Origin of the sequence: Vulgatibacter sp. (assembly GCF_041687135.1) — a bacterium.
Taxonomy (GTDB): Bacteria; Myxococcota; Myxococcia; order Myxococcales; family Vulgatibacteraceae; genus JAWLCN01.
On the sequence record NZ_JAWLCN010000002.1, the window covers coordinates 424,936 to 443,810 of the forward strand.

14 protein-coding genes are annotated in these 18,875 nt (G+C 72.5%); 9 read left to right on the plus strand and 5 right to left on the minus strand.

What is annotated here, in order from left to right:
• The first annotated feature begins 6 nt into the window (after positions 1–6).
• The 8 genes from queG (at position 7) to ACESMR_RS05695 (ending at position 8,520) form a co-directional block, all read left to right on the plus strand.
• Positions 7–1,092, plus strand: coding sequence for a tRNA epoxyqueuosine(34) reductase QueG (queG, locus tag ACESMR_RS05660; RefSeq protein WP_373045819.1), 1,086 nt, complete (start codon positions 7–9; stop codon positions 1,090–1,092).
• Positions 1,093–1,273: 181 nt separating this feature from the next.
• Positions 1,274–1,840, plus strand: coding sequence for a hypothetical protein (locus ACESMR_RS05665; RefSeq protein ID WP_373045820.1), 567 nt, complete (start codon positions 1,274–1,276; stop codon positions 1,838–1,840).
• 142 nt (positions 1,841–1,982) lie between these two features.
• Positions 1,983–2,417 carry a hypothetical protein gene (locus ACESMR_RS05670; RefSeq protein WP_373045821.1) on the plus strand — a complete coding sequence of 145 codons (435 nt, stop codon included), beginning with the start codon at positions 1,983–1,985 and terminating at the stop codon, positions 2,415–2,417.
• A 70-nt stretch (positions 2,418–2,487) separates the two neighbouring features.
• Complete coding sequence (plsX, locus tag ACESMR_RS05675; RefSeq protein ID WP_373045823.1) at positions 2,488–3,531, plus strand: phosphate acyltransferase PlsX; 1,044 nt, start codon at positions 2,488–2,490, stop codon at positions 3,529–3,531.
• A 3-nt stretch (positions 3,532–3,534) separates the two neighbouring features.
• Entirely contained in the window at positions 3,535–4,584 is a 1,050-nt protein-coding gene (locus ACESMR_RS05680; RefSeq protein ID WP_373045824.1) for a hypothetical protein, read from the plus strand.
• 136 nt (positions 4,585–4,720) lie between these two features.
• Entirely contained in the window at positions 4,721–5,512 is a 792-nt protein-coding gene (locus ACESMR_RS05685; RefSeq protein WP_373045826.1) for a hypothetical protein, read from the plus strand.
• A gap of 119 nt (positions 5,513–5,631) precedes the next feature.
• Positions 5,632–7,527 (plus strand): ABC-F family ATP-binding cassette domain-containing protein, encoded by a 1,896-nt coding sequence (locus tag ACESMR_RS05690; protein WP_373045827.1) that lies wholly within the window; start codon positions 5,632–5,634, stop codon positions 7,525–7,527.
• An 87-nt stretch (positions 7,528–7,614) separates the two neighbouring features.
• The gene (locus ACESMR_RS05695; protein WP_373045829.1) at positions 7,615–8,520 is read left to right on the plus strand and encodes a DMT family transporter; all 906 of its coding nucleotides are present in this window, start codon (positions 7,615–7,617) and stop codon (positions 8,518–8,520) included.
• On the opposite strand, the gene ACESMR_RS05700 is transcribed toward ACESMR_RS05695, so the two are convergent.
• Positions 8,517–11,612, minus strand: coding sequence for a transglutaminaseTgpA domain-containing protein (locus ACESMR_RS05700; RefSeq protein ID WP_373045830.1), 3,096 nt, complete (start codon positions 11,610–11,612; stop codon positions 8,517–8,519). The genes ACESMR_RS05695 and ACESMR_RS05700 overlap by 4 nt on opposite strands.
• A 3-nt stretch (positions 11,613–11,615) precedes the next feature.
• Positions 11,616–12,605: an AAA family ATPase gene (locus ACESMR_RS05705; protein ID WP_373045832.1), complete on the minus strand. Its 990-nt coding sequence runs from the start codon at positions 12,603–12,605 to the stop codon at positions 11,616–11,618.
• A gap of 130 nt (positions 12,606–12,735) precedes the next feature.
• Here ACESMR_RS05705 and ACESMR_RS05710 point away from each other — a divergent pair, with 130 nt between their 5' ends.
• On the plus strand, positions 12,736–13,686 hold the full coding sequence (locus tag ACESMR_RS05710; protein WP_373045834.1) for a magnesium transporter CorA family protein: 951 nt from the start codon (positions 12,736–12,738) through the stop codon (positions 13,684–13,686).
• Positions 13,687–13,761: 75 nt separating this feature from the next.
• On the opposite strand, the gene ACESMR_RS05715 is transcribed toward ACESMR_RS05710, so the two are convergent.
• The 3 genes from ACESMR_RS05715 to ACESMR_RS05725 form a co-directional block, all read right to left on the minus strand.
• Positions 13,762–16,809 carry a choice-of-anchor D domain-containing protein gene (locus ACESMR_RS05715; protein ID WP_373045836.1) on the minus strand — a complete coding sequence of 1,016 codons (3,048 nt, stop codon included), beginning with the start codon at positions 16,807–16,809 and terminating at the stop codon, positions 13,762–13,764.
• A gap of 134 nt (positions 16,810–16,943) precedes the next feature.
• Positions 16,944–17,843, minus strand: coding sequence for a DMT family transporter (locus tag ACESMR_RS05720; RefSeq protein ID WP_373045838.1), 900 nt, complete (start codon positions 17,841–17,843; stop codon positions 16,944–16,946).
• Between the two features lie 66 nt (positions 17,844–17,909).
• Positions 17,910–18,785, minus strand: coding sequence for a polyprenyl synthetase family protein (locus ACESMR_RS05725; RefSeq protein ID WP_373045840.1), 876 nt, complete (start codon positions 18,783–18,785; stop codon positions 17,910–17,912).
• Positions 18,786–18,875: the final 90 nt, after the last annotated feature.

Genomic DNA, 18,875 nt, shown 5'->3' on the forward strand with positions numbered 1-18,875 from the left:
TGCATCGTGACACTGACACCGGAAGAACGCGGCGCGCTGGTGCGCCGGCTCGGCGCCGAGGCCGGCGTCGATCGCGTGGGCATCGCGCCGGCGCGGGCCCTCGATCCCGCGCCCTTCGAGCGCTTCTTCGCCGAGGGGCTCCACGCCGACATGGAGTGGATGCGGGACGAGCGGCGCACCGATCCGCGCCTGCTCCTTCCCGGCGCGGAGGCGGTGGCGGTCTTCGCCCTCTCCTATTTCGACGCCGCGCAGCCCGGTGGCCGCGTGGCGCGCTATGCCCGCGGCACCGACTACCACTCGATCCTGCGCCGCAAGCTGCGGAAGATCCGCAAGGCGCTCCACGCCGCCGATCCGGGCCTCGGCACCTACGGCTCGGTCGATTGGGGCCCGATCGCGGAGAAGCCGTGGGCGCAGGAAGCGGGGATCGGCTGGATCGGCAAGAACGGCACGCTGATCACGCGTACCCATGGCTCCTGGGTGCTCCTGGGCTCCCTCGTCCTCGACAGGCCCTGCGATCCCTACGACGAGCCCCACGCCAACTTCTGCGGCGCCTGCTCCGCGTGCATGCCGTCGTGTCCGACGAAGGCCTTCCCCCGTCCCTACGTTGTCGACGCAGGGCGCTGCCTCTCCTACCAGACCATCGAGAACCGCGGCCCGGTGCCCGACGATCGGAAGAGCGACTGGCTCTTCGGCTGCGACCTCTGCCAGGAGGTCTGCCCCTGGAACGAGCGCTTCGCCCAGCAGACCCGGGAGAAGGGCTTCGCCCCGCGGGAGCGCGGCCTCTGGGACGTTCCGCTGGAGCGCCTCGTCGCCATGGAGCACGGGGAGTGGGAGGAGCGGGCCCGGGGCACGGCGCTGGCGCGGCCCAAGCATTTCGGCACCGTGCGCAACGCGCTCATCGCCGCAGGGACGAGCGGCGACAGCTCGATGCTGGCGACCTGCGCCGCGCGCCTCGCCGATCCGGACGAGGGTGTGCGCGACGCTGCGGCGTGGGCGGTGCGGCGCCTCGGCGGCGATCCCGCGGTGCTGCTGCGCGAGGTGGAGCAGCTGCCCCCCTGCGGCGCCGGCCTCTCCCGCGACGGCGACGAATAGCCCGGGCCGGGGCGAAAGGACGACACGCGTGTCGTGGTTTCCTGCGCCGAAGTCGCCCGAAAGCGCTCCTGGAGGCCGTTTCGTGGACTTGCTCCGGGAATTGCAGTAGAGCCACACGGTCCCCGCGATGAGCGGAACTGCTGGGCGGCACCGCTGCGGGCCGCCGCCTGAGGAGCACTGCATGCGCAACATCTCCAAGTACGCTGTCCTGGCGCTTTCGATCTTCGCCCTTGCTGCCACCGCCTGCGGCGGTGACGACGACGACGACGACGACAACAACGGCGGCGCCGGCGGCGTCGGCGGAACCGGCGGCGCTGGTGGCACGGGCGGTACCGGTGGCACGGGCGGCACCGGCGGTACCGGTGGCACGGGTGGTACCGGTGGCACCGGTGGCAGCGTCGGCACCGCCTGCGAGTCGGCTTGCGAGAACCTCGTCGGCTGTGCGTTCGAGACCGCCGCCGAGTGCGAGACCTCGTGCGCCTACAACGACGAGGCCACGCTGAACTGCCTGGCCACTGCCGAGTGCACCGACGCGGGCCTCGCCGCCTGCAACGCGACCCAGTGCGACGACATCTGCGAGCGCCTCTACGTCGACTGCGAGCTCGCCTTCCCCGACGGCGAGGGCGGCGCGATCCCGCAGGAGGGCTGCTCCACCATCTGCACGCTCTACTGGGACGGTGACATCCGCACCTGCCTCGACGAGGGCACCTCCTGCGAGCCGAACGACGTGAACGCCTGCCTCCAGTAAGCAGGCTTTCGAGTCCAAGAAGGCCTCGTCGCTCCGGCGGCGGGGCCTTTCTCGTTCTTCGGGGCTCCCATTTTGCGGGGCGTGCGTTCCCGCGCCGCCCGGGGCGCTGCTACGCTCCCCTCGTCCACCGGAGGGGAACGCCATGCACCAGCGCCTTGCAGCAGCCGTCTTCGTCCTCGCCCTCGTCGCCGCTGCCTGTGGCAACGACGAGAAGAACGATCGCCAGCCCCTCACCGGTGGAGGAAGCGGCGGTGCTGGCGGCACGGGTGGCAGCGGCGGTGCCGGCGGCTCGGGCGGCAGCGGTGGTGGCGGCGGAACCGAAGGCGCCCCCTGCAGCAGCGGCGGCGGCGAGGCCTGCGAGGCCTGCATCGAAGGCGCGCTCCTCGCCTGCGGCGGCCTCGGCGACGGCTGCGGCGAGGCCCTGATCGCCTTCGGCACCTGCGCAGCAGGCGCCGGCTGCGCAACCGCCGAGGGGATCGACTACCTCTGCGCCGCGCAGGCCTGCTTCGCCGAGACCACGGCCGCCGCCAGCTGCCTCGCCGAATGCGAGGAGGTCCAGGCCTGCCTCGGCCTGTAGTTCGTTTCGCTGCACAGGCGACGAGGTCGCCGCTTTCCGCCCCCGGTGGCAGCGGCTACGATGGCTCCCTATGCGGCCCGCCACGATCGCCCTCGACGCCATGGGAGGAGACTTCGCACCGGTGGAGGTGGTGCGGGGCGCTGCGCGCCTCTCGCTGGAGACCCAGCTCGATCTCCTCCTCGTCGGCGACGAACCGCAGATCTCCGCGTTGCTCTCGGACACCCACCACAACCCCGAGCGCATCGCCGTCTGGCACGCCCCCACCTGGATCGGCATGGGCGAGAAGCCCGCCGACGCCGTGGCGCAGAAGCCGGACGCCTCGATCTGCGTGGCGGCGAAGCTGGTGGCGGACGGCCACGCGGACGCGCTGGTCACCGCCGGCAACACCGGCGCCGCGGTGATCGCCTGCTCCCACGCCTTCCGTCTGCTCGCCGGCGTGCGCCGCGCCGCCCTCGCCGCCGTCTACCCCACCGCCAGCACGCGCGGCGAGAAGCAGGACCCCTTCTCGCTCATCCTCGACGTGGGCGCAGGCCTCGAGGCCACCGCCGACGACCTCGTCGCCTACGCGGTGATGGGCTCCGCCTACGCCCGCGTGATCAGCAAGAACCCGCGGCCCCGCGTCGCCCTGCTCTCCAACGGCACCGAGGCCGCCAAGGGATTGCCCGCCATCGTCGAGGCCCACGAGCGGCTGGAGCAGGTGCCGGGCATCGACTTCATCGGCAACATCGAGGGGATCGACATCCCCCTCGGCACCGCCGACGTGGTGGTCACCGGCGGCTTCGTGGGCAACGTCGTGCTCAAGATGCTGGAGGGCGTGGCGGAGACGGTGCTCGAGCTCGCCCGCTACGCCTACAAGGAGCGGCTCTCCTGGCGCATGGGGCTCACCATGCTGGGCGGCGGGATCAAGCAGCTGAAGGCGCTCACCGATTGGGAGCAATACGGCGGCGCGCCGATCCTCGGCTTCGACAAGCTGGTGATCAAGGCGCACGGCCGCTCGAAGGAACAGGCGATCTACAACGCGGGCAAGGTGGCGGCGAAGGCGGTGGCGGCGAAGGTCCCCGAGTCGATCGCAGGGCTGATGGTCGAGTCGCCGCTCCGCGCAGCGGGGGAATGACGGGTGGGCGAGATCCGACAGGTCTACCGGTGGGATCTCGACAAGACCTACCTGCGCACCGACTTCGACAGCTGGCGGGGGCTGCTCCGCGCCGCCTGGGAGAAGGCCGGCGCCAAGGTGAACGTCGCCGGCTCCGCGGCGCTGATGCGCGAGCTCAAGACGATTTCCGGATCGCGGATCTGCATCATCAGCGGCTCGCCCCGGCAGATGCGCAAGACCCTCGAGGAGAAGTTCCGCCTCGACCGGGTCAGCTTCGACGAGTTCACCCTGAAGCCCAACGTGGAGAACCTGCTCCGCGGCCGCTTCCGCGCCCTGCGCGATCAGGTGGGCTACAAACTCCCGACGCTGCTCGAGGGGCGCAAGCGCGTCCCCGCCACCGCGACCGAGACGCTCTTCGGTGACGACGCGGAGGCGGATGCCTTCGTCTACTCGCTCTACGCGGATCTCGTCGCCGGCCGGGTCTCGGTGGAGGAGCTCGGGGAGATCCTCCGGCTCTGCTCCGTCTACGACGTGGACGCGAAGCGCACCCTCGCGGTGGCGGCCGAGGTGGAGAAATCCGATCCGGTGGGCCGGATCTTCATCCACCTCGACGGCTACACGCCCCCTGCCCGCTTCGCCCATTACGGCTCGCGGGTCGTGCCCATCTACAACTACTTCCAGGCGGCGGTGCTCCTGATGATCGACGGGCACCTCGGGCCGCTGGCGGTGGTCCGGATCGCCGCCGAGCTCTCGCAGGGCTACGGCTACTCGCTCGTCTCCCTGGCCAACTCCTTCCAGGATCTGCTGCGGCGCGGCCTCGCGCGGCAGGAGGACGTGAGCGCCCTGCGCCTCGCCTTCGAGGCCCACGCCGCGGTGATCGACGCGCTCCGGCCTGCTGGCGACGTGGTCGAGTCCTTCCTCAAGCGGATCGCCGTGGTGGCTGGCGTGCAGGAGCGGGTGCCGCGGATGGTGCCGATCGACTACCTCGAGATCCTGCGCACCCACGGTCCGCCGACGAGCTGGCGCCACAAGCGCAAGCCCCGGGGCAAGCTGCCGGACGATCCCTTCGTCTGACAGAAGCAGGCGGGCAGGCAGGGAAGGATTTTTCCCAGCCCCCGGACGAGCGGCGCCCCTGCGCCTGCTCGTGGGGCGTGCGTTCCTTCCCCCGACCGCAAGCGATCACCACCGTTCATGGCAAGAAGGAGGCACCATGCGTGCAACGATCACCTTCGGCCTGGTGGCGGCGGTGGCGCTCCCCGCAGCGGCGGCGGAGGCGAAGGGCAAGGACGGCAGCTCGGGTGTGATCAGCGGCGAGTGGGGCTACGTGGAGATCCTCCCCGAGGCGCCGCCTGCAGGGACGACCATCCAGCTGCGCGAGGGCTGGATCCGGGTGGAGTCGGCACCCGACGACGAGGAGCCGGGCTCCGGCTCGTTCGGCGTGGTCACCTCCGAAGCGATGGGGCTCACGCCGACGCAGGCCCCCGGCGTCCGCACCGAGCCGCAGCCCGGCCTCCGGGCGGGCCCCGGCTACCCGCAATACGAGGAGCCCCGGCGCGACTACCGCCGGCGCCGCCAGCAGCAGGCGCCGACCGAAGGCGGCGGCGCGCCGGATCCCGGCGCCTGCTACGAGGAGCGCGAGTCCTACGTGAAGGAGCTCTTCCGCATCGCCGGCATCGAGGACGTCGAGCATCCGCTGGCGCTGATCGAGGGCCTGAACAACACGCCGGGGCTCTCGCCCTGGGTGCGCTTCAACCTCTTCGGCCTGCCCTACGGCGGCCCCGGCCCCTGGACCGGCGTCACCTGGATCGAGCCGCTGCGCCCCCTGGCCTGGGACGACGGCGTGCAGTACGCCGCCCGCGAGCTCTCCGAATGCATGCGCCTGCAGCTCGGCTTCGACGATCGCCTCGTCGATCCCGACATCGAGCGGCAGGAGCAGCTCGAGCAGCAGGGCCGGGTGGAGCCGCAGCGGCAGGAGCCGCCCCGCCGGCGCGGCACACTCTGAGTTTCTGGCGAGCTGGCGGGCGCCTGCTTCCCGCGCCCCCGCCGGCTCGCCCGAACCAGCCCCGCCGTCCCCGACGATTGCGGTAAGGTGCGCGCCCCTTCCGCTGTTGGGACGGTCGCATGTCGCTGCTCCATCTCGAAGACGCCACCCTCTCCTTCGCCGGCGAGCCGGTCCTCGCCGGCATCTCCCTGCGCATCGACGAGCGCACGCGCCTGGGCCTCGTGGGCCGCAACGGCGCGGGCAAGTCGACGCTCTTGCGCATCCTCGGCGGCGAGCTCGCCCCGGACAAAGGCAGGATCCAGCGCCGGCGCGACCTCTCCGTGGGCTGGCTCAAGCAGATCGACGAGAACCAGGCGGGCACCGTGCTCGAGAGCGCCCTCGAGCCCTTCTCCGATCTCCAGGCCCTCGAGGCGGAGCTCCGCAGCCTGGAGCCGAAGCTGGCGGACGGCGACCCCGCCCTCCTCGAGCACTACGGCCACCTCCACGAGCAGTGGGAGCGGCGCGGCGCCTACGTGGCGGAGGCCCAGGCGAAGAAGATCCTCTCGGGCCTCGGCTTCGCCCAGGACGCGTTCGAGAAGCCGGTGTGCGGCCTCTCCGGCGGCGAGCGCACGCGGCTGGGCCTCGCCAGGCTCCTCCTCGGGGCGCCGGACGTGCTCCTCCTCGACGAGCCCACCAACCACCTCGACCTCGGCGCCACCGAATTCCTCGAGGAGCTGCTGCGGGGCTACAAGGGCGCGGCGGTGGTGAGCTCCCACGACCGCTCCTTCCTCGACGCCACCGTCGATCGCGTGGGCGAGATCGCCCGCGCCCGCCTCACCCTCTACACCGGCAACTACTCCGCCTACCTGGAGCAGCGGGCGCAGGTGCGCGAGCAGCAGCAGGAGGCGCACGAGCGGCAGCAGGCGCTGATCGCCCGGACCGAGGAGTTCATCCGCCGCAACATCGCCGGCCAGGCGACGAAGCAGGCCCAGGCACGGCGCAAGATGCTGGAGAAGCTCGACCGGGTGGAGGCGGTGCAGACCGAGAAAGTGGCGCGGCTCCGCCTCGACGTCGCCGGCCAGTCGGAGCTCGAGGTCGCCGCAGCGGAGGATCTCGCCCTCGAGGCCGGCGGCAGGCGGCTCTTCGAAGGGGCCACCTTCACCATCCGCCGCGGCGAGCGGGTCGGCATCGTCGGCCCCAACGGCGTGGGCAAGAGCACCCTCCTCAAGGCGCTCCTCGGCAAGCTCCGCCCTGCGGCGGGCTTCGTCCGCCTCGGCGGCAAGGTGAGCGTGGGCTACCACGACCAGGAGCTCAGCGCGGTCGATCCCCGCAACTCCGTCCTCGAGGAGCTCCACCAGGCCCGCCGCGCCCTCCCCGACAGCGCGCTGCGCAGCCACGCGGGCCGCTTCCTCTTCTCCGGCGACGAGGCAGAGCGGCCCATCGGCACCTTCTCCGGCGGCGAGCGGGCCCGGGCGTGCCTGGCGAAGCTCACCCTCGCCGGCTTCAACCTCCTCGTCCTCGACGAGCCCACCAACCACCTCGACGCCGAGGCCCGCGAGGCGCTGGAGACCGCCCTCGACGACTACGCGGGCACGCTCGTCTGCGTCTCCCACGATCGCTGGTTCCTCGAGCGGACCTGCGAGCGGCTCCTCTGGCTCGACGCGCCAGGCGGCGGCCCCGCCCACCTCGAGGATTGGTCCGGCTCCTTCTTCGAGGTGAAGGAGCGCCGCGAGGCCATGGCCGCCGCGGCGCTGGCGCCCACGCCTGCAGCGGACGAGGCCCCGAGCGACGGCCGCAGCGAGCACGAGCGGCGCAAGGCCGAGGCGAACGCGAAGAAGGCGGCGGAGCGGCGGGCGAAGGGGATCGACGAGGAGCTGGCCAGGCTGGAGAAGCAGGTCGCCGGCTTCGAGGCACGGCTCCAGGATCCCAACCTCGCAGCGGACTACGTGCAGCTCGGCACGCTCCAGGCGGAGAAGGACGGACTCGAGGAGCGGATGCTCGCACTGATGGAGGAGCGCGAATCCCTGCCGCTCTGACCTTCGCCCCGCCGCAGACGGGACTGGACGTACCGGCCGTTCCCCTCTAATAGGTTGCGCGCTTTTCGGGGGCGGTCGGGAGTGCAGGTGGTGGAGCGCAAGGCGCTGGTACAGGTTGTTTTGGCTACGGCGCTGTGGGGCGCGGTCTTCTCGGTGGGCAAGCTGCTCTCGGCGGAGCTGCCGCCGATGGCGGTCACCTTCCTCCGCTACGGCATCGCCGCCCTGATCGTGCTGCCCCTCGCAGCCCCGGAGCTTCGCCGCCTCTCCCGCGAGGATCTGCCCGCCCTCGCTGCTGCAGGCGCCATGAGCAGCGTGATCTTCAACGGCTTCGTCTTCTCGGGCCTGCGCCTCGCTCCTGCAGGTGACGCGGCGCTGGCGCCGGCGGTCTCGCCGATCCTGGTGACGGTGGCGGGGGTCGTCCTCTTCGGCCAGCGCCCCTCGCCCCAGCGGATCCTCTGCCTCGCGGTGGCCACCACCGGCATCGCGCTGGTCTTCTCCGCCAACCTCGCCGGCGGCAGCGGCGACACCCGCATCTTCGGCGATCTGCTCCACCTCGGCGGCGCCGTCGCCTGGGCCTCCTACCTCGTGCTCGCCGGCAGGCTGGGCAAGCGCCACTCGGCGAAGGTCCTCACCTCGGCCACGGTGGTGGTGGGTGCAGGGGGCGCGCTGCCCCTGGCGATCCTCGAAGGCGGCCTGCCCGACGTGCTGGTGCTCTCCACCGCCGGCTGGTTCCAGGTGCTCTACATCGCCCTGCTCGGCAGCGTGGCTGCGTTCCTCCTCTGGTCCCGCGGCGTCGCCTCCCTCGGGCCCGAGCGCGCCTCGCTCTTCATGAACCTGGTGCCGCTCTTCGGCCTCGCCGGCTCGGTGCTGGTGCTGCGCGAGTCGCTCGGCCTGCTGCAGATCGCCGGCACCGCCCTGGTGATCGGCGGCGTCGCCGCAGCCACCCTGGTCGATCGCCGCCGCAGCAGGATGGAGCTGGCGGCGGCCCGTTAACGAAGCGCGCGGCGCAGGCTCGCTGCCCGCTCGCCGTCGAGGGGCCTGCCGCCGAAGCGGGTCCGCTCGTAGGCGTCCACCGCGGCCCGCACCGCGTTGGCGCGCTCGGGCGCCACCCGGGCCGCCGCCTCCGCCCACTCCGCTGCGGTGGCGCTCTCGGGCAATTTCACCCCGCGCCTGCGCAGGGAGCGCTTCACCTCGCGGAAGAGACGCACCGCCGCCTTGTGGTGCGGGGGCACCTTGCGGCCCGCCTCCTCGAGGAGGCGCCGGCGCAGCCGCAGGCCCAGCCAACCAGCAGCGCCGAGGCAAAGGGCAGCGCCGAGGAAGCGCACCGGCCGCGCCAGATCCCGGCCCGCCCCCTCCTGCCGCGAGAAGGCCTGCGCGATCGCCGAGGCGATCTGCACCTGGCTGCGGGTGTCGAAGTCGAGCACCCAATCGCTCCAGCGCACCCGCAACACGTCGACCCACTCGACCACCGACGCCCAGGTGCCGCCCAGCTCGCCGGGCCGCACCTCCGCCGGCGTGGCGTCGAAGCGGACCCAGCCGCTTCCCGGGAACCACGCCTCGGTCCACGCGTGGGCGTCGCCCTGCCGCACCAGCCAATAGTCGCCGCCCTCGACGAAGGAGGCGCCGTAATAGCCCGCTGCCACCCGGGCCGGCACGCCGTTGATCCGCAGCATCAGCGCCAGCGCCGAGGCGAAGAACTCGCAGTGGCCCGCCTTGCGCTCGAAGAGGAAGTGGGCGATCGGATCGGGCACCTCGCCGGGGAGCTCCCGGGTGTAGCGGTAGCCGCGCTCGAGGTGCTCGACCAGCGCCTCGGCGCTGCGCAGCGGATCGGCGTCGCCGCCCACCCGCAGCGCCAGCTCCCGCACCTTCGGATCGAGGCCCGCCGGGATCTCCAGGTAGCGCGCCACCTCCGGCGGCGGATACCGCCGCTCCCGTCCCTGGAGCTCGTCGGCCCGCGGGCGCGGCGCCGCCGCGATCCGGTAGCGCAGATTGCCGCCGCCCTCGCGGCGCACTTCGAGGGTGCCGCCTGGCGCCTCGAGCAGGATCGGCGGCGTCTCCCGGGGCTTGCGGGGAAAGCGCACCTCGAGGGGCTCTCCCGGGCTGGGGAGGCCGGGCTCGCCGCCGAGGACCTCCACCTCCGCCACCACCGCGCCCTGCTCCACCGGCGCGAAGCGGTAGATCCCGTCGGCAGCGGTGGGGATCGGGGTGCGGCCACCTGCGGGCCTGGTCCAGCCGCGGCCGTCCCAGCGATCGAAGACCATCGTGCGCCAGTAGAGCTCGGAGGCGGGCTCGCCCTCCGGGAAGCGCACGCGCAGCACCGGCGTGGGATCTTCCTTGAGCACACCGACGCCGCCGAGCTGGATCCGGTCGGAGCCGCCGCCCACCCGCTGCTCCATCGCCCGGCGGATCATGCCGGCGGAGACGCGGGGGAACATCACGAAGACCACCGCCGAGCCCGCGAGCACGGTGACCGAGAGGACCGCGAGGGCGCCGACGAGGTTGCCGCTCACGGTGCCGCGGCGCTTGCTCGCGTGCGGGCCGTCGACCTCCTCGGTCTCGCGGCGCAGGTGGGAGAGGCACAAGGCCACGGTGGCGGTGACGGCGAAGGCGGCGAAGGCGAGGCCGTAGGAGAGATCGCCGGTGAGGGCGGCGCCGCCTGCGAGCATGAGGAGCGCCGAGAGCAGCAGCAGCGCGTCGTCCGCGGGGCCGCGGCGGCCGAGGAGGCGCGAGGCAGCGAGCGCCACCGCGAAGGTCGGCGCCGCGACGATCACGTCGGCGGCGCCGCTCACCACCTGGAAGGCGAGGACGAGGAGCGCGCCGAGGGCGACGACGTTGGAGGCGTTGCGAACCCCCTGCGCCGCGCCTTCGCGCAGGAGCAGGCCGAGGATCGCCGCCACCACGAAGCCGCCCACCGCCCAGACCGGCAGCTCGCCGGAGATCGCCAGCGAGGCGAAGCCCGCCACCACCGCGGCGAGGAGCGCGGCGCGCTGCATGCCGTGCAGCGTGAGCTTGCCCCGGGAATCACCGGCGGGCCCCTCGTGCACCGGCACCACCTTCGCCTGCACCAGCGGCGCCGCCGTTGCGGCTGGGACCGGCACGGCGTGGGAGCTCTGGAAGGGCTTCGGCGCCGGCATGTCGGCGCGGGTCGGGTGGAGCGCGGCCACCGCGTCGCCGATGCGGCGCAGGTGGGAGGGGCCCGCGCCTGGCGGGAGCGCGCCGCCGTTCCAGGCGAGCCCCACCTCGCAGCCCGACTCGAGGAAGCGGCGGGCCAGCGAGAGGGCGGCCTCGGCGACGCCGTCCACGGCGCGGGAGGAGGAGAGGCCGCGGGTGTCGACGAGGAGGCTCACCCGCCGCCTGCGCTCGCGCTCCCGCTCGATCACCACCGGCCTGCCGGTGCGGGCGGTGGAGCGCCAGTGGATCTGCCGCGGGTCGTCGCCGCTCCGCCATTCGCGCAGGGCGTGGAAGTCGTGGCCGTTGCCCGGCAGCGGCTCCGGCCGCTCGCCCTCGCCGGTCAGCGGCCCGAGCTTCGCCGCAGGTGCGCGCACCGGCGCCGGGTGGATGGGCAGGAGCCCCGGCACCTCCTGCTCCCGGCTCTTCTCGAAGAGGCCGAAGGGGAAGCGGGTGGTGATCCGCACCGTGGCGAAGGCGCCCTCCCCGCGGCGCGGCACCACCGCCTCGTAGAGCGCGCGGGTTTCGCTGCGCGCGGGCACCCGCGCCACGAAGACGCGCACGCCTGCTGCGGGGCCCTGCAGCTCGGAGACCACGAGGGAGTAGGAGGCGAAGCGCCGCTTGTGGTTGCGGAGCACGAAGGCCGCGCGGAAGGGCTGGCCAGCCACCGCGTGCCGGGGGAGCTCGCGCGCCACCTCGATGCCGCGGAGCGCGGTTTCGGAGAGGAGCGCCGAGAGCAGCACCAGCGAGAGCTGGAGGCCGAGCACCAGGTAGAGCAGGTTGTTGCCGGTGTTGATCGCAGCGGCGCCCACCACCAGGGTGAAGCCGACGTAGAACCAGCCTTCGCGGGTGACGCGCTGCATGCGCATCATCCGCCACCAGAGCCTGGCGGTGGCCTGCAGGCGGCCCCACTCCACCGGCTACTCCGGCACCGCGGTCTCGGCGATTACCTCGGTGAGGAGGCGCTCCGCCTCGCCGCGATCGGCGTCCCAGGCGTCGCGGCCAGCGGGCTGCACGCGGTGGGCGAGGACGGGGAGCGCCAGCGCCTTCACGTCCTCCGGCAGCACGTAGTCGCGGCCGAGGATCACCGCCCGGGCCCGCGCCGCTGCTGCGAGGGCGAGGGCGCCGCGGGTGGAGACGCCCAGCGAGAAGCGGGCGCCGTCGCGGGTCGCCCCCACCAGCGCGAGCACGTAGTCGGCAACGGCGCCGTCGAGGCGGACCGCGTCCGCCGCCTGCTGGAGCCTGCGCACCTCCGACGCCCCTGCCACCGGCTCGAGGGTGGAGACCGGCTCGGCGCCGCGGCGGGAGAGGAGCAGCCCCCGCTCCACCTCGTGGGCGGGGTGGCCCAGGCCGAGGCGGAGCAGGAAACGATCGAGCTGCGACTCCGGCAGCGGGTAGGTGCCCTGCTGCTCCTGCGGGTTCAGGGTGGCGATCACGAGGAAGGGATCGGGCAGCTGCCGGGTGGTGCCCTCGAGGGAGACCTGCCGCTCCGCCATCGCCTCCAGCAGCGCCGACTGGGTCCGCGGCGGGGTGCGGTTGATCTCGTCGGCGACCACCACCGCGTGGAAGATCGGCCCGGGCCGGAAGGTGAAGGCGCCGCCCTGCGGATCCCAGGTGGAGACGCCGAGGATGTCGGCGGGGAGCAGATCGCTGGTGAACTGGATCCGGGCGAAGGGCAGGTCGAGGGACCGGGCCAGCGCGTGGGCCAGCGTCGATTTGCCCACGCCGGGGACGTCCTCGATGAGGAGGTGGCCCCTGGCGAGGAGGCCGGTGAGGCAGAGCTCGATGGCGGTGCGCTTTCCCAGCAGCGCACGCTCGACGTTGGCGATCACCCGGTTGCAGAGCGCCTTCGCCTCGGCGGGCGCCAGCGGTACGACGGGACGGAGGGGACGGGGCTCGGCGGAAGTCACGTTGCAGCCAGTATAGGCATGGCTCGCCCCGCGCGCGCTCCTTCGTGTGCGGCGCACAGAGGCGCACAGGAAGCCGACGCCTGGACGCGCCCCTTGACGCGCCCCTTCGCGCCGGCAGAGAACGCGTCCCGTGATCCGCGTCCTCACCCTCGACGAGCACGACCAGATCCTGGCCGGCGGCCCGGAGCTCGCCACCGCCGGCGGCACCCGGTGGATCGACATCCAGGACCAGACGCCGGAGGAGATCGCCTGGCTCGGCGCCACCTTCGGCTTCCACCCGTTGGCGCTGGAGGATTGCCTCCACCTCAACCAGCGGGCGAAGTTCGAGGACTACCCCAGCGCCGTCTTCCTCGTGATCCACACCCTCGCGGTGGGCGCGGGCCCCAGCGATCTCACCCTGCGGGAGCTCCACGCCTTCCTCACCGGCGAGGTGCTGGTCACGGTCCACGCCACGGCGCTGCCGGAGGTCGAGCGGGTCTGGGAGCGGGCGGCGGCAGACCCCGAGCTCCTCGCGCGCAAGCCGGACGTGCTGCTCTACCACCTCTGCGACGAGGTGGTGGACGCGCAGTTTCCGGTGATCGAGCAGCTCCGCGAGAGCATCGACGGACTCGAGGACGAGGTCCTCACCGGCAGGCACGAGCGCACGGTGCTCCAGCGGATCTTCGCCGCCCGCGAGGCGCTGGTGCAGCTGCGCCGCGCCCTCTCCCCGGAGCGCGACGTGCTGCTGCAGCTGAGCAAGGGCGCCGACAAGCGGGTCGCGGAGCGGACCAGCCTCTACTTCCGCGACGTGCACGATCACGCGCTCCGCCACGCAGAGGCGGTGGATCAGGCCCGCGAGGCGCTGAAGGACGTGCTGGCCGCCTACCACTCCGCTGCGGCGAACCGCACCTCGGAGATCGTGAAGCGCCTCACCCTCTTCTCCGCGATCTTCCTGCCGCTCACCTTCGTCACCGGCTTCTTCGGGATGAACTTCGCCCACCTGCCCTTCGGCAACGACGGCTTCCTCCTCGCGGCGCTGCTCTCGATGCTGGTGCTGCCGGCGGGGATGGTGGTCTGGTTCTGGCTCTCGCGCTGGATCTGATTGCGCCCCGAGGAACGGCAGCGGCGGGCCCCTCTTGCGAAGAGCCCGCCGCCGTGCCGCTCCTGCTCGCATGGATCAGGTCCCGCAGGCAGGCGTGTAGCTGATGTCGATGCTGCTGCCGGGCGCCGGGGCGGTGGTCTCGGTGAAGACCACGGAGTTGGTGGCGCCGTCGTAGGTCCAGCCGCTGTTCACGATCCGCCCGTCGACCCGCACCGTCACCGCGCCGGTCGGCGTCCCGGTGAGCGGGAAGCGGAGGCTGAAGCCGAAGGTCTCCTGCGCCAGGTTGACCAGCGAGCGGCCCCAGTCGGTGGTGCAGATCGACTCGGTGGTGCCGCCGGTGGCGGCGATCACCTGGCTGTAGCGGTCGCCGTTGCCCGAGGCGGTGCTGCAGCCGTTGCCGAGCACGCCGTGGACGGTGACCCGATCCGCGTTGGCGGCGCCCTTCAGGTTGCGGAAGAAGTTGACGTAGAAGCTCGGCTCCTTGTCGGAGTGGTCGTCCTCGTCGGTGACGATGATCACCGAGAGGCGCGCGTCGGGGCGGTAGAAGCCGAGGTTGCCGTCGTTGGAGAGCGAGGTGTTGGGCGCGTCGGCGTTGTCGACCAGCGGGGTGCTCACCGCGCGGTAGGCAGCCTCGAGACCCTCCTCCCACCAGTGGCAGACGCCGACCTGCACGTTCGCCTGGAAGACCGCCACCGCGTTGGGCGTGGTCGGGGTGAGGTAGCGCGCGCGCTCGTTGGTCGCCGGGAAGAGCCGGCCGCCCTCGCCGCCGTCGACGCCGCCGGGGCACGCGGCCCAGCCGCCGCCGGAGGGCGTGATGCCGGTGGTGGTCACGCCGATGTGGTAGTCGATGCCCTGCGCCACCGCGTAGTTGATGAAGTCGTCGAAGGCCTCGCCGACCGCCTGCTGCTCCTCCATCATCGAGCCCGAGTTGTCGATGACGAAGAGCACGTCCACCGAGGAGCGCTCCGCCTGCTGGAAGCTGTCGGTGCGCGTGTTGTTGCTGGTGCCGGAGCCGTAAACCGGAACGGTGATGTCGTAGACCGAGGTCGCGAAGAGCAACGGCGCGCCGTCGTGCCCCTCGTCGATCGGATCGTAGCGGACGTTGAAGGTCGCCGAGCCCCCGGCGGGGATGTTGAGCGGCAGGGTGGGCGCCGCCACCAGCTGCAGCTCGCCCGTCGCATAGGTCCCGGCACCCAGGGCGGCGGAGGTCACCTGCACGGTGGTGGTGCAGGTGTTGGTGAGGCGGATGCTGCGGCTCACCGCCGGGCAGGAGATTCGCTGCTGGCCGAAGTCGACGGCGCCGGGGGTGACGCTGAGGCAGCCGTTCACCGTCGAGCCGGTGATCGGGATGCTGCCCTGCGGGTTGACCGGATCCGAGACGTAGAAGCCGATCGCGCCGCCGAAGCTGCCGCTCTGGGTGGCGTCGAACTGGACCGGCACGGTGAGGGCTTCGCCGGGGAGCACGGTGGCGACGCCGACGGCGCCGCCGGGCTGGGTGAAGACGCTGTCGGTGCCGGGGGCGAGCGCCACCGAGGAGAAGACGCATTCCTCCGTGCCGGTGTTGCGGAGCGCCGCGGCGAGGGTCGCGGTGGCGCCGCGCTGCACCGCGCCGAAGCGGATCGAGGGCGGCTCGATCGCGTAGCTGCAGGGCGGCAGGTTCTTCGCCTCGCCGGTGAGCGGCACCTCGAAGGCGGGCGTGTCGCCGTCGTTGGTGCGGATGATCAGGTTGCCGTTCCAGGTGCCGACGTCCTGCGGGTGGAACTCCACCTCGATGATCGAGACGGCGCCGCCCGCAGCCTCGAGGACGGTGACGGTGGGCTGCCGCGCGGTGAAGCTCTCGGGCGCGTCGACCTCCACGCCGTCGATCTCGAGGGGGCCGCCCTCGCCGGTGCCGCCGTTGCGCACCGTGACCCAGGCCCTGGCGCGCATCCCGGCGCCGATGGTTCCGAAGTCGAGCGACGAGGGCTGCACGAGGATGTCGGCGCCGCCGCCGTTGCCGGTGAGGCAGATCTGCAGGCGCGGGTTGGTCGGATCGTCGGAGCGCACCTGGAGATCACCGGCGTAGGCGCCGTTCGCCGTCGGCGCGAAGGCGACGGTGAGCTGCGCCTGCTCCTGCGGCGCGAGGGTCTCGAGCGGGCCCTCGACCCCCTCCACCACGGTGCGGGTGATCCCGAAGACGCCGGAGGTGTCGAGGAGCCGGGGATCGTCGAAGGTCACCGTGCGGTTGCCGCCGTTGTAGACGGTGACCTCGCGGGTGGCGACGGTGCCGGGGCTCACCGATCCGAAGTGGATGCAGTTGGGCGTGGCGACGAGGTCGCTGGCGAAGCCCTCGCCGGTGAGCTCGACCACCTGCACCGGCTCCAGCGCACCGGGGATCTCGAGGAGCGCCCGCGCGCTGGCGGGTCCGAGGAAGGTGGCGGTGTAGCGGACCTCGACGAGCTGGCTCGCCCCCACCGGCACGACGGTGGGATCGGCCACCAGGTTCTCGCCGATGGTGAAGAGCGCCGCGTCCTCGCCCTCACGGCCGGCGACCCGCAGCTCGGCGTCCACGCGGCCTGCGTTCACGCAGGTGGCGCGCAGCACCTTGTCGGTGTTGAGGACGATGCGCCCGAAGTCGAGGGACTCGGTGCAGTCGACCCGGGGCCTCGCGCCCTCGCCTGCCAGGTCGATGGTGATCGAGCGCTGCTCCGCCGAGTCGGTGATGAAGACCACCTGCCCCGCGTAGGCCTGCTCGTCGCCGGGGAGGAAGCCGAAGCTGATCTCCCTGCTTCCCGCCACGGGGATCGGCTCGCTCGGAACGTCCGGGACGACGAAGGCGGAGGGCAGATCCCCGAGTGCCTCGATCCCGGTGATCCGCAGCGGCGCGTCGCCGTTGTTGCGCAGGACGATGGTCTTCGAGACCGTGCGTTCGACCGCCACCACGCCGAAGTTCAGCGGCGAGGGAGTCGCCTCCAGATCACCGGTGACGCTGCGGATCCTCCCGCTGTCGCAGCCCGAGAGCAGCAGCGCCGCCATCGCGAGAAACGCGGCGATCGCCACGCCGTATCCCAGCTTGCCCAGCTCCGTGTTCCGCACGTCGCGCGGCCCTCGGGCCACGTTCCGCCCCGGCACCTGCACGCCCATCTCCGGCCTCCTTCACACCCCGTACGCCCGACCAACCGCTCCGTCGCCGCCTGCCCAGGCAGGCAAGCGTTCGAAGCGCCGAATGGTGGAACGGTGGGAACGGAGAACGAGCGGAGCAACGGATTGCAAGCGGCCTAGCGGGGGCGTTTGGGTAGCGCCGCCCAGCCGATTGCACCCACTGCGAGGAGTGCACCCGTCGCCGCAGCGGGGGTGACGGCTTCGCCGAGGAGCGCAGCGCCGAGGCCGAAGGTGAAGATCGGCGTCAGCAGCTGGTAAATCGCTCCCTGGCCCGCGGTCACCAACCCGAATGCGTGGGTCATCATGAGTTGGGCGAAGAAACTGGACACGCCCACCACGAGCGCAAGCCCCCAGACGGCGGGCCCTGCCGCCTGCCAGCTCGGGATGGCGAAGGGGAGCGCGAGCAGCAGGCCGCCCACCGAGAAGGCAAAGAGGATCGTCGCGCTGTTGTCGTAGGCGCGGGCGGCGCGGATGGTGACCACGGCGAAGCCCGCGATCACCGAGGAGGCGATGGCGGCGAGCTCCCCCACCCCCACCTCGAGGCCCGACGGCGTGCGGAGGACGAGGAGCACGCCGGCGAAGGCGACGAGGCCACCTACGGCGAGCTTGCCGCTGGGGCGTTCTGCGAGGAGCCACCAGCCGAAGAGGTTGGTGAAGAGCGGGCTCGTGTACTGGAGGAGCGCTGCGGTGCCTGCGTCCCGCGCCCTGGCCAGCGCCACGAAGTAGAGGAGGACGGCGGCGCCGCCGAGGATGCCGCGCAGGCCGAGCAGCCTCCAATTCTTCGGGCGGATCGCGCCAGCGCCCGGGCCCCGCCACAGGAGGGTCCCCACCGCCATGATCGCGAAGCGGATCACCACCAGCTGCGGTGCGCTCATCTCGGGCGCGGCCTGCCGCGCGGCCACCGCCATCACCGCGAAGAGCGCCGAGGCGCCGATCATCAGGAGGCTGCCGAAGAGGACCGGGCGCTGCGCGAGGGTGGACAAGTAGGTGGGCGCTGGGGAGGTGGTGAGGCGCAAAGCGGGTACCGCCGGGAACGAGGCGGACCCGATGTAACGGGTGCGGCTCCCTCGTGCAACCGGGGCCTACGATCCGGAGACGGCGCGCCGTGCGGGCGGCGGGAGCACCCGCTCCACCGCCCCGCGGATCCAGGCGCGGATCGCCTCCCGGCCCTCGCACAGCGGCACCTGCGCCAGCGCCTCGTCGAGGAGGCTCCGGAGCAGGGAGGTGGCGCCGTCGAGGCCGTAGGCCTGCACCGCGGTGGGCCTGCGGTGGGCGGCATCCTGCCCCACCGGTTTGCCGAGGGCCGCAGCCGATCCGGTGGCGTCGCCGAGATCGTCGGCGACCTGGTAGGCCTGCCCGAGGCGCATCCCCACCTCGTACCAGACCTTGCCGTCGGCGCCTGCCGCCTGCGCCCCCGCTGCTGCCGCGGCGGCGAAGAGCGCCCCGGTCTTCGAGCGGTGGTAGGCGGCGAGATCCACCACCGGCTCTCCCTCCCACGCCTGGCCGGCGACGATTCCGTGGGGGGCGCCCACCCCGCGGGCCACCAGCTGGAGCAGCCCCGCCAGCCGGGCGGGTCTCCTCGCCCCTGCCCTTCCGAGCCAGGCGAAGGCGTGGACGATCAGCGCATCGCCTGCAAGCACGGCGAGCTCCTCGCCGAAAGCCTTGTGCACCGACGGCCTGCCCCGCCGAAAGGCTGCGTCGTCGAAGCAGGGCAGATCGTCGTGCACCAGCGAGGCGCAGTGGAGGAGCTCGATCGCGCAGGCGGCAGCGTCGGCGAGCAGTGGCTGATCGTCGCCGCAGGCAGCTGCGACCGCGAGGGTGAGTTGGGGACGGAGCCTCGCGCCTCCCGGAAAGACGGCGTGGCGCAGGGCCTCCGCCAGCAACGGGGGGCAGCCGGTCGCCGTGGCCTCCTGCAGGCAGGCCTCCAGGGCGGCCTCGATGCGGCGCGTCTCTTCCACCGTCCCTCCCTTTCTCGTTCCCCCAAAGGTTCGGGGGCACACGAAGGCTTTGTCAATGCTTCTCGAATACATTGCACAGTCCCTCGACAA

Excerpts from the sequence above, each read along its gene's own strand:
- ACESMR_RS05690 (WP_373045827.1), top strand. The coding sequence starts at position 5,632 with ATGTCGCTGCTCCATCTCGAAGACGCCACCCTCTCCTTCGCCGGCGAG.
- ACESMR_RS05685 (WP_373045826.1), top strand. The coding sequence starts at position 4,721 with ATGCGTGCAACGATCACCTTCGGCCTGGTGGCGGCGGTGGCGCTCCCC.
- ACESMR_RS05665 (WP_373045820.1), top strand. The coding sequence starts at position 1,274 with ATGCGCAACATCTCCAAGTACGCTGTCCTGGCGCTTTCGATCTTCGCC.
- ACESMR_RS05670 (WP_373045821.1), top strand. The coding sequence starts at position 1,983 with ATGCACCAGCGCCTTGCAGCAGCCGTCTTCGTCCTCGCCCTCGTCGCC.
- plsX (WP_373045823.1), top strand. The coding sequence starts at position 2,488 with ATGCGGCCCGCCACGATCGCCCTCGACGCCATGGGAGGAGACTTCGCA.
- ACESMR_RS05715 (WP_373045836.1), bottom strand. The coding sequence starts at position 16,809 with ATGGGCGTGCAGGTGCCGGGGCGGAACGTGGCCCGAGGGCCGCGCGAC.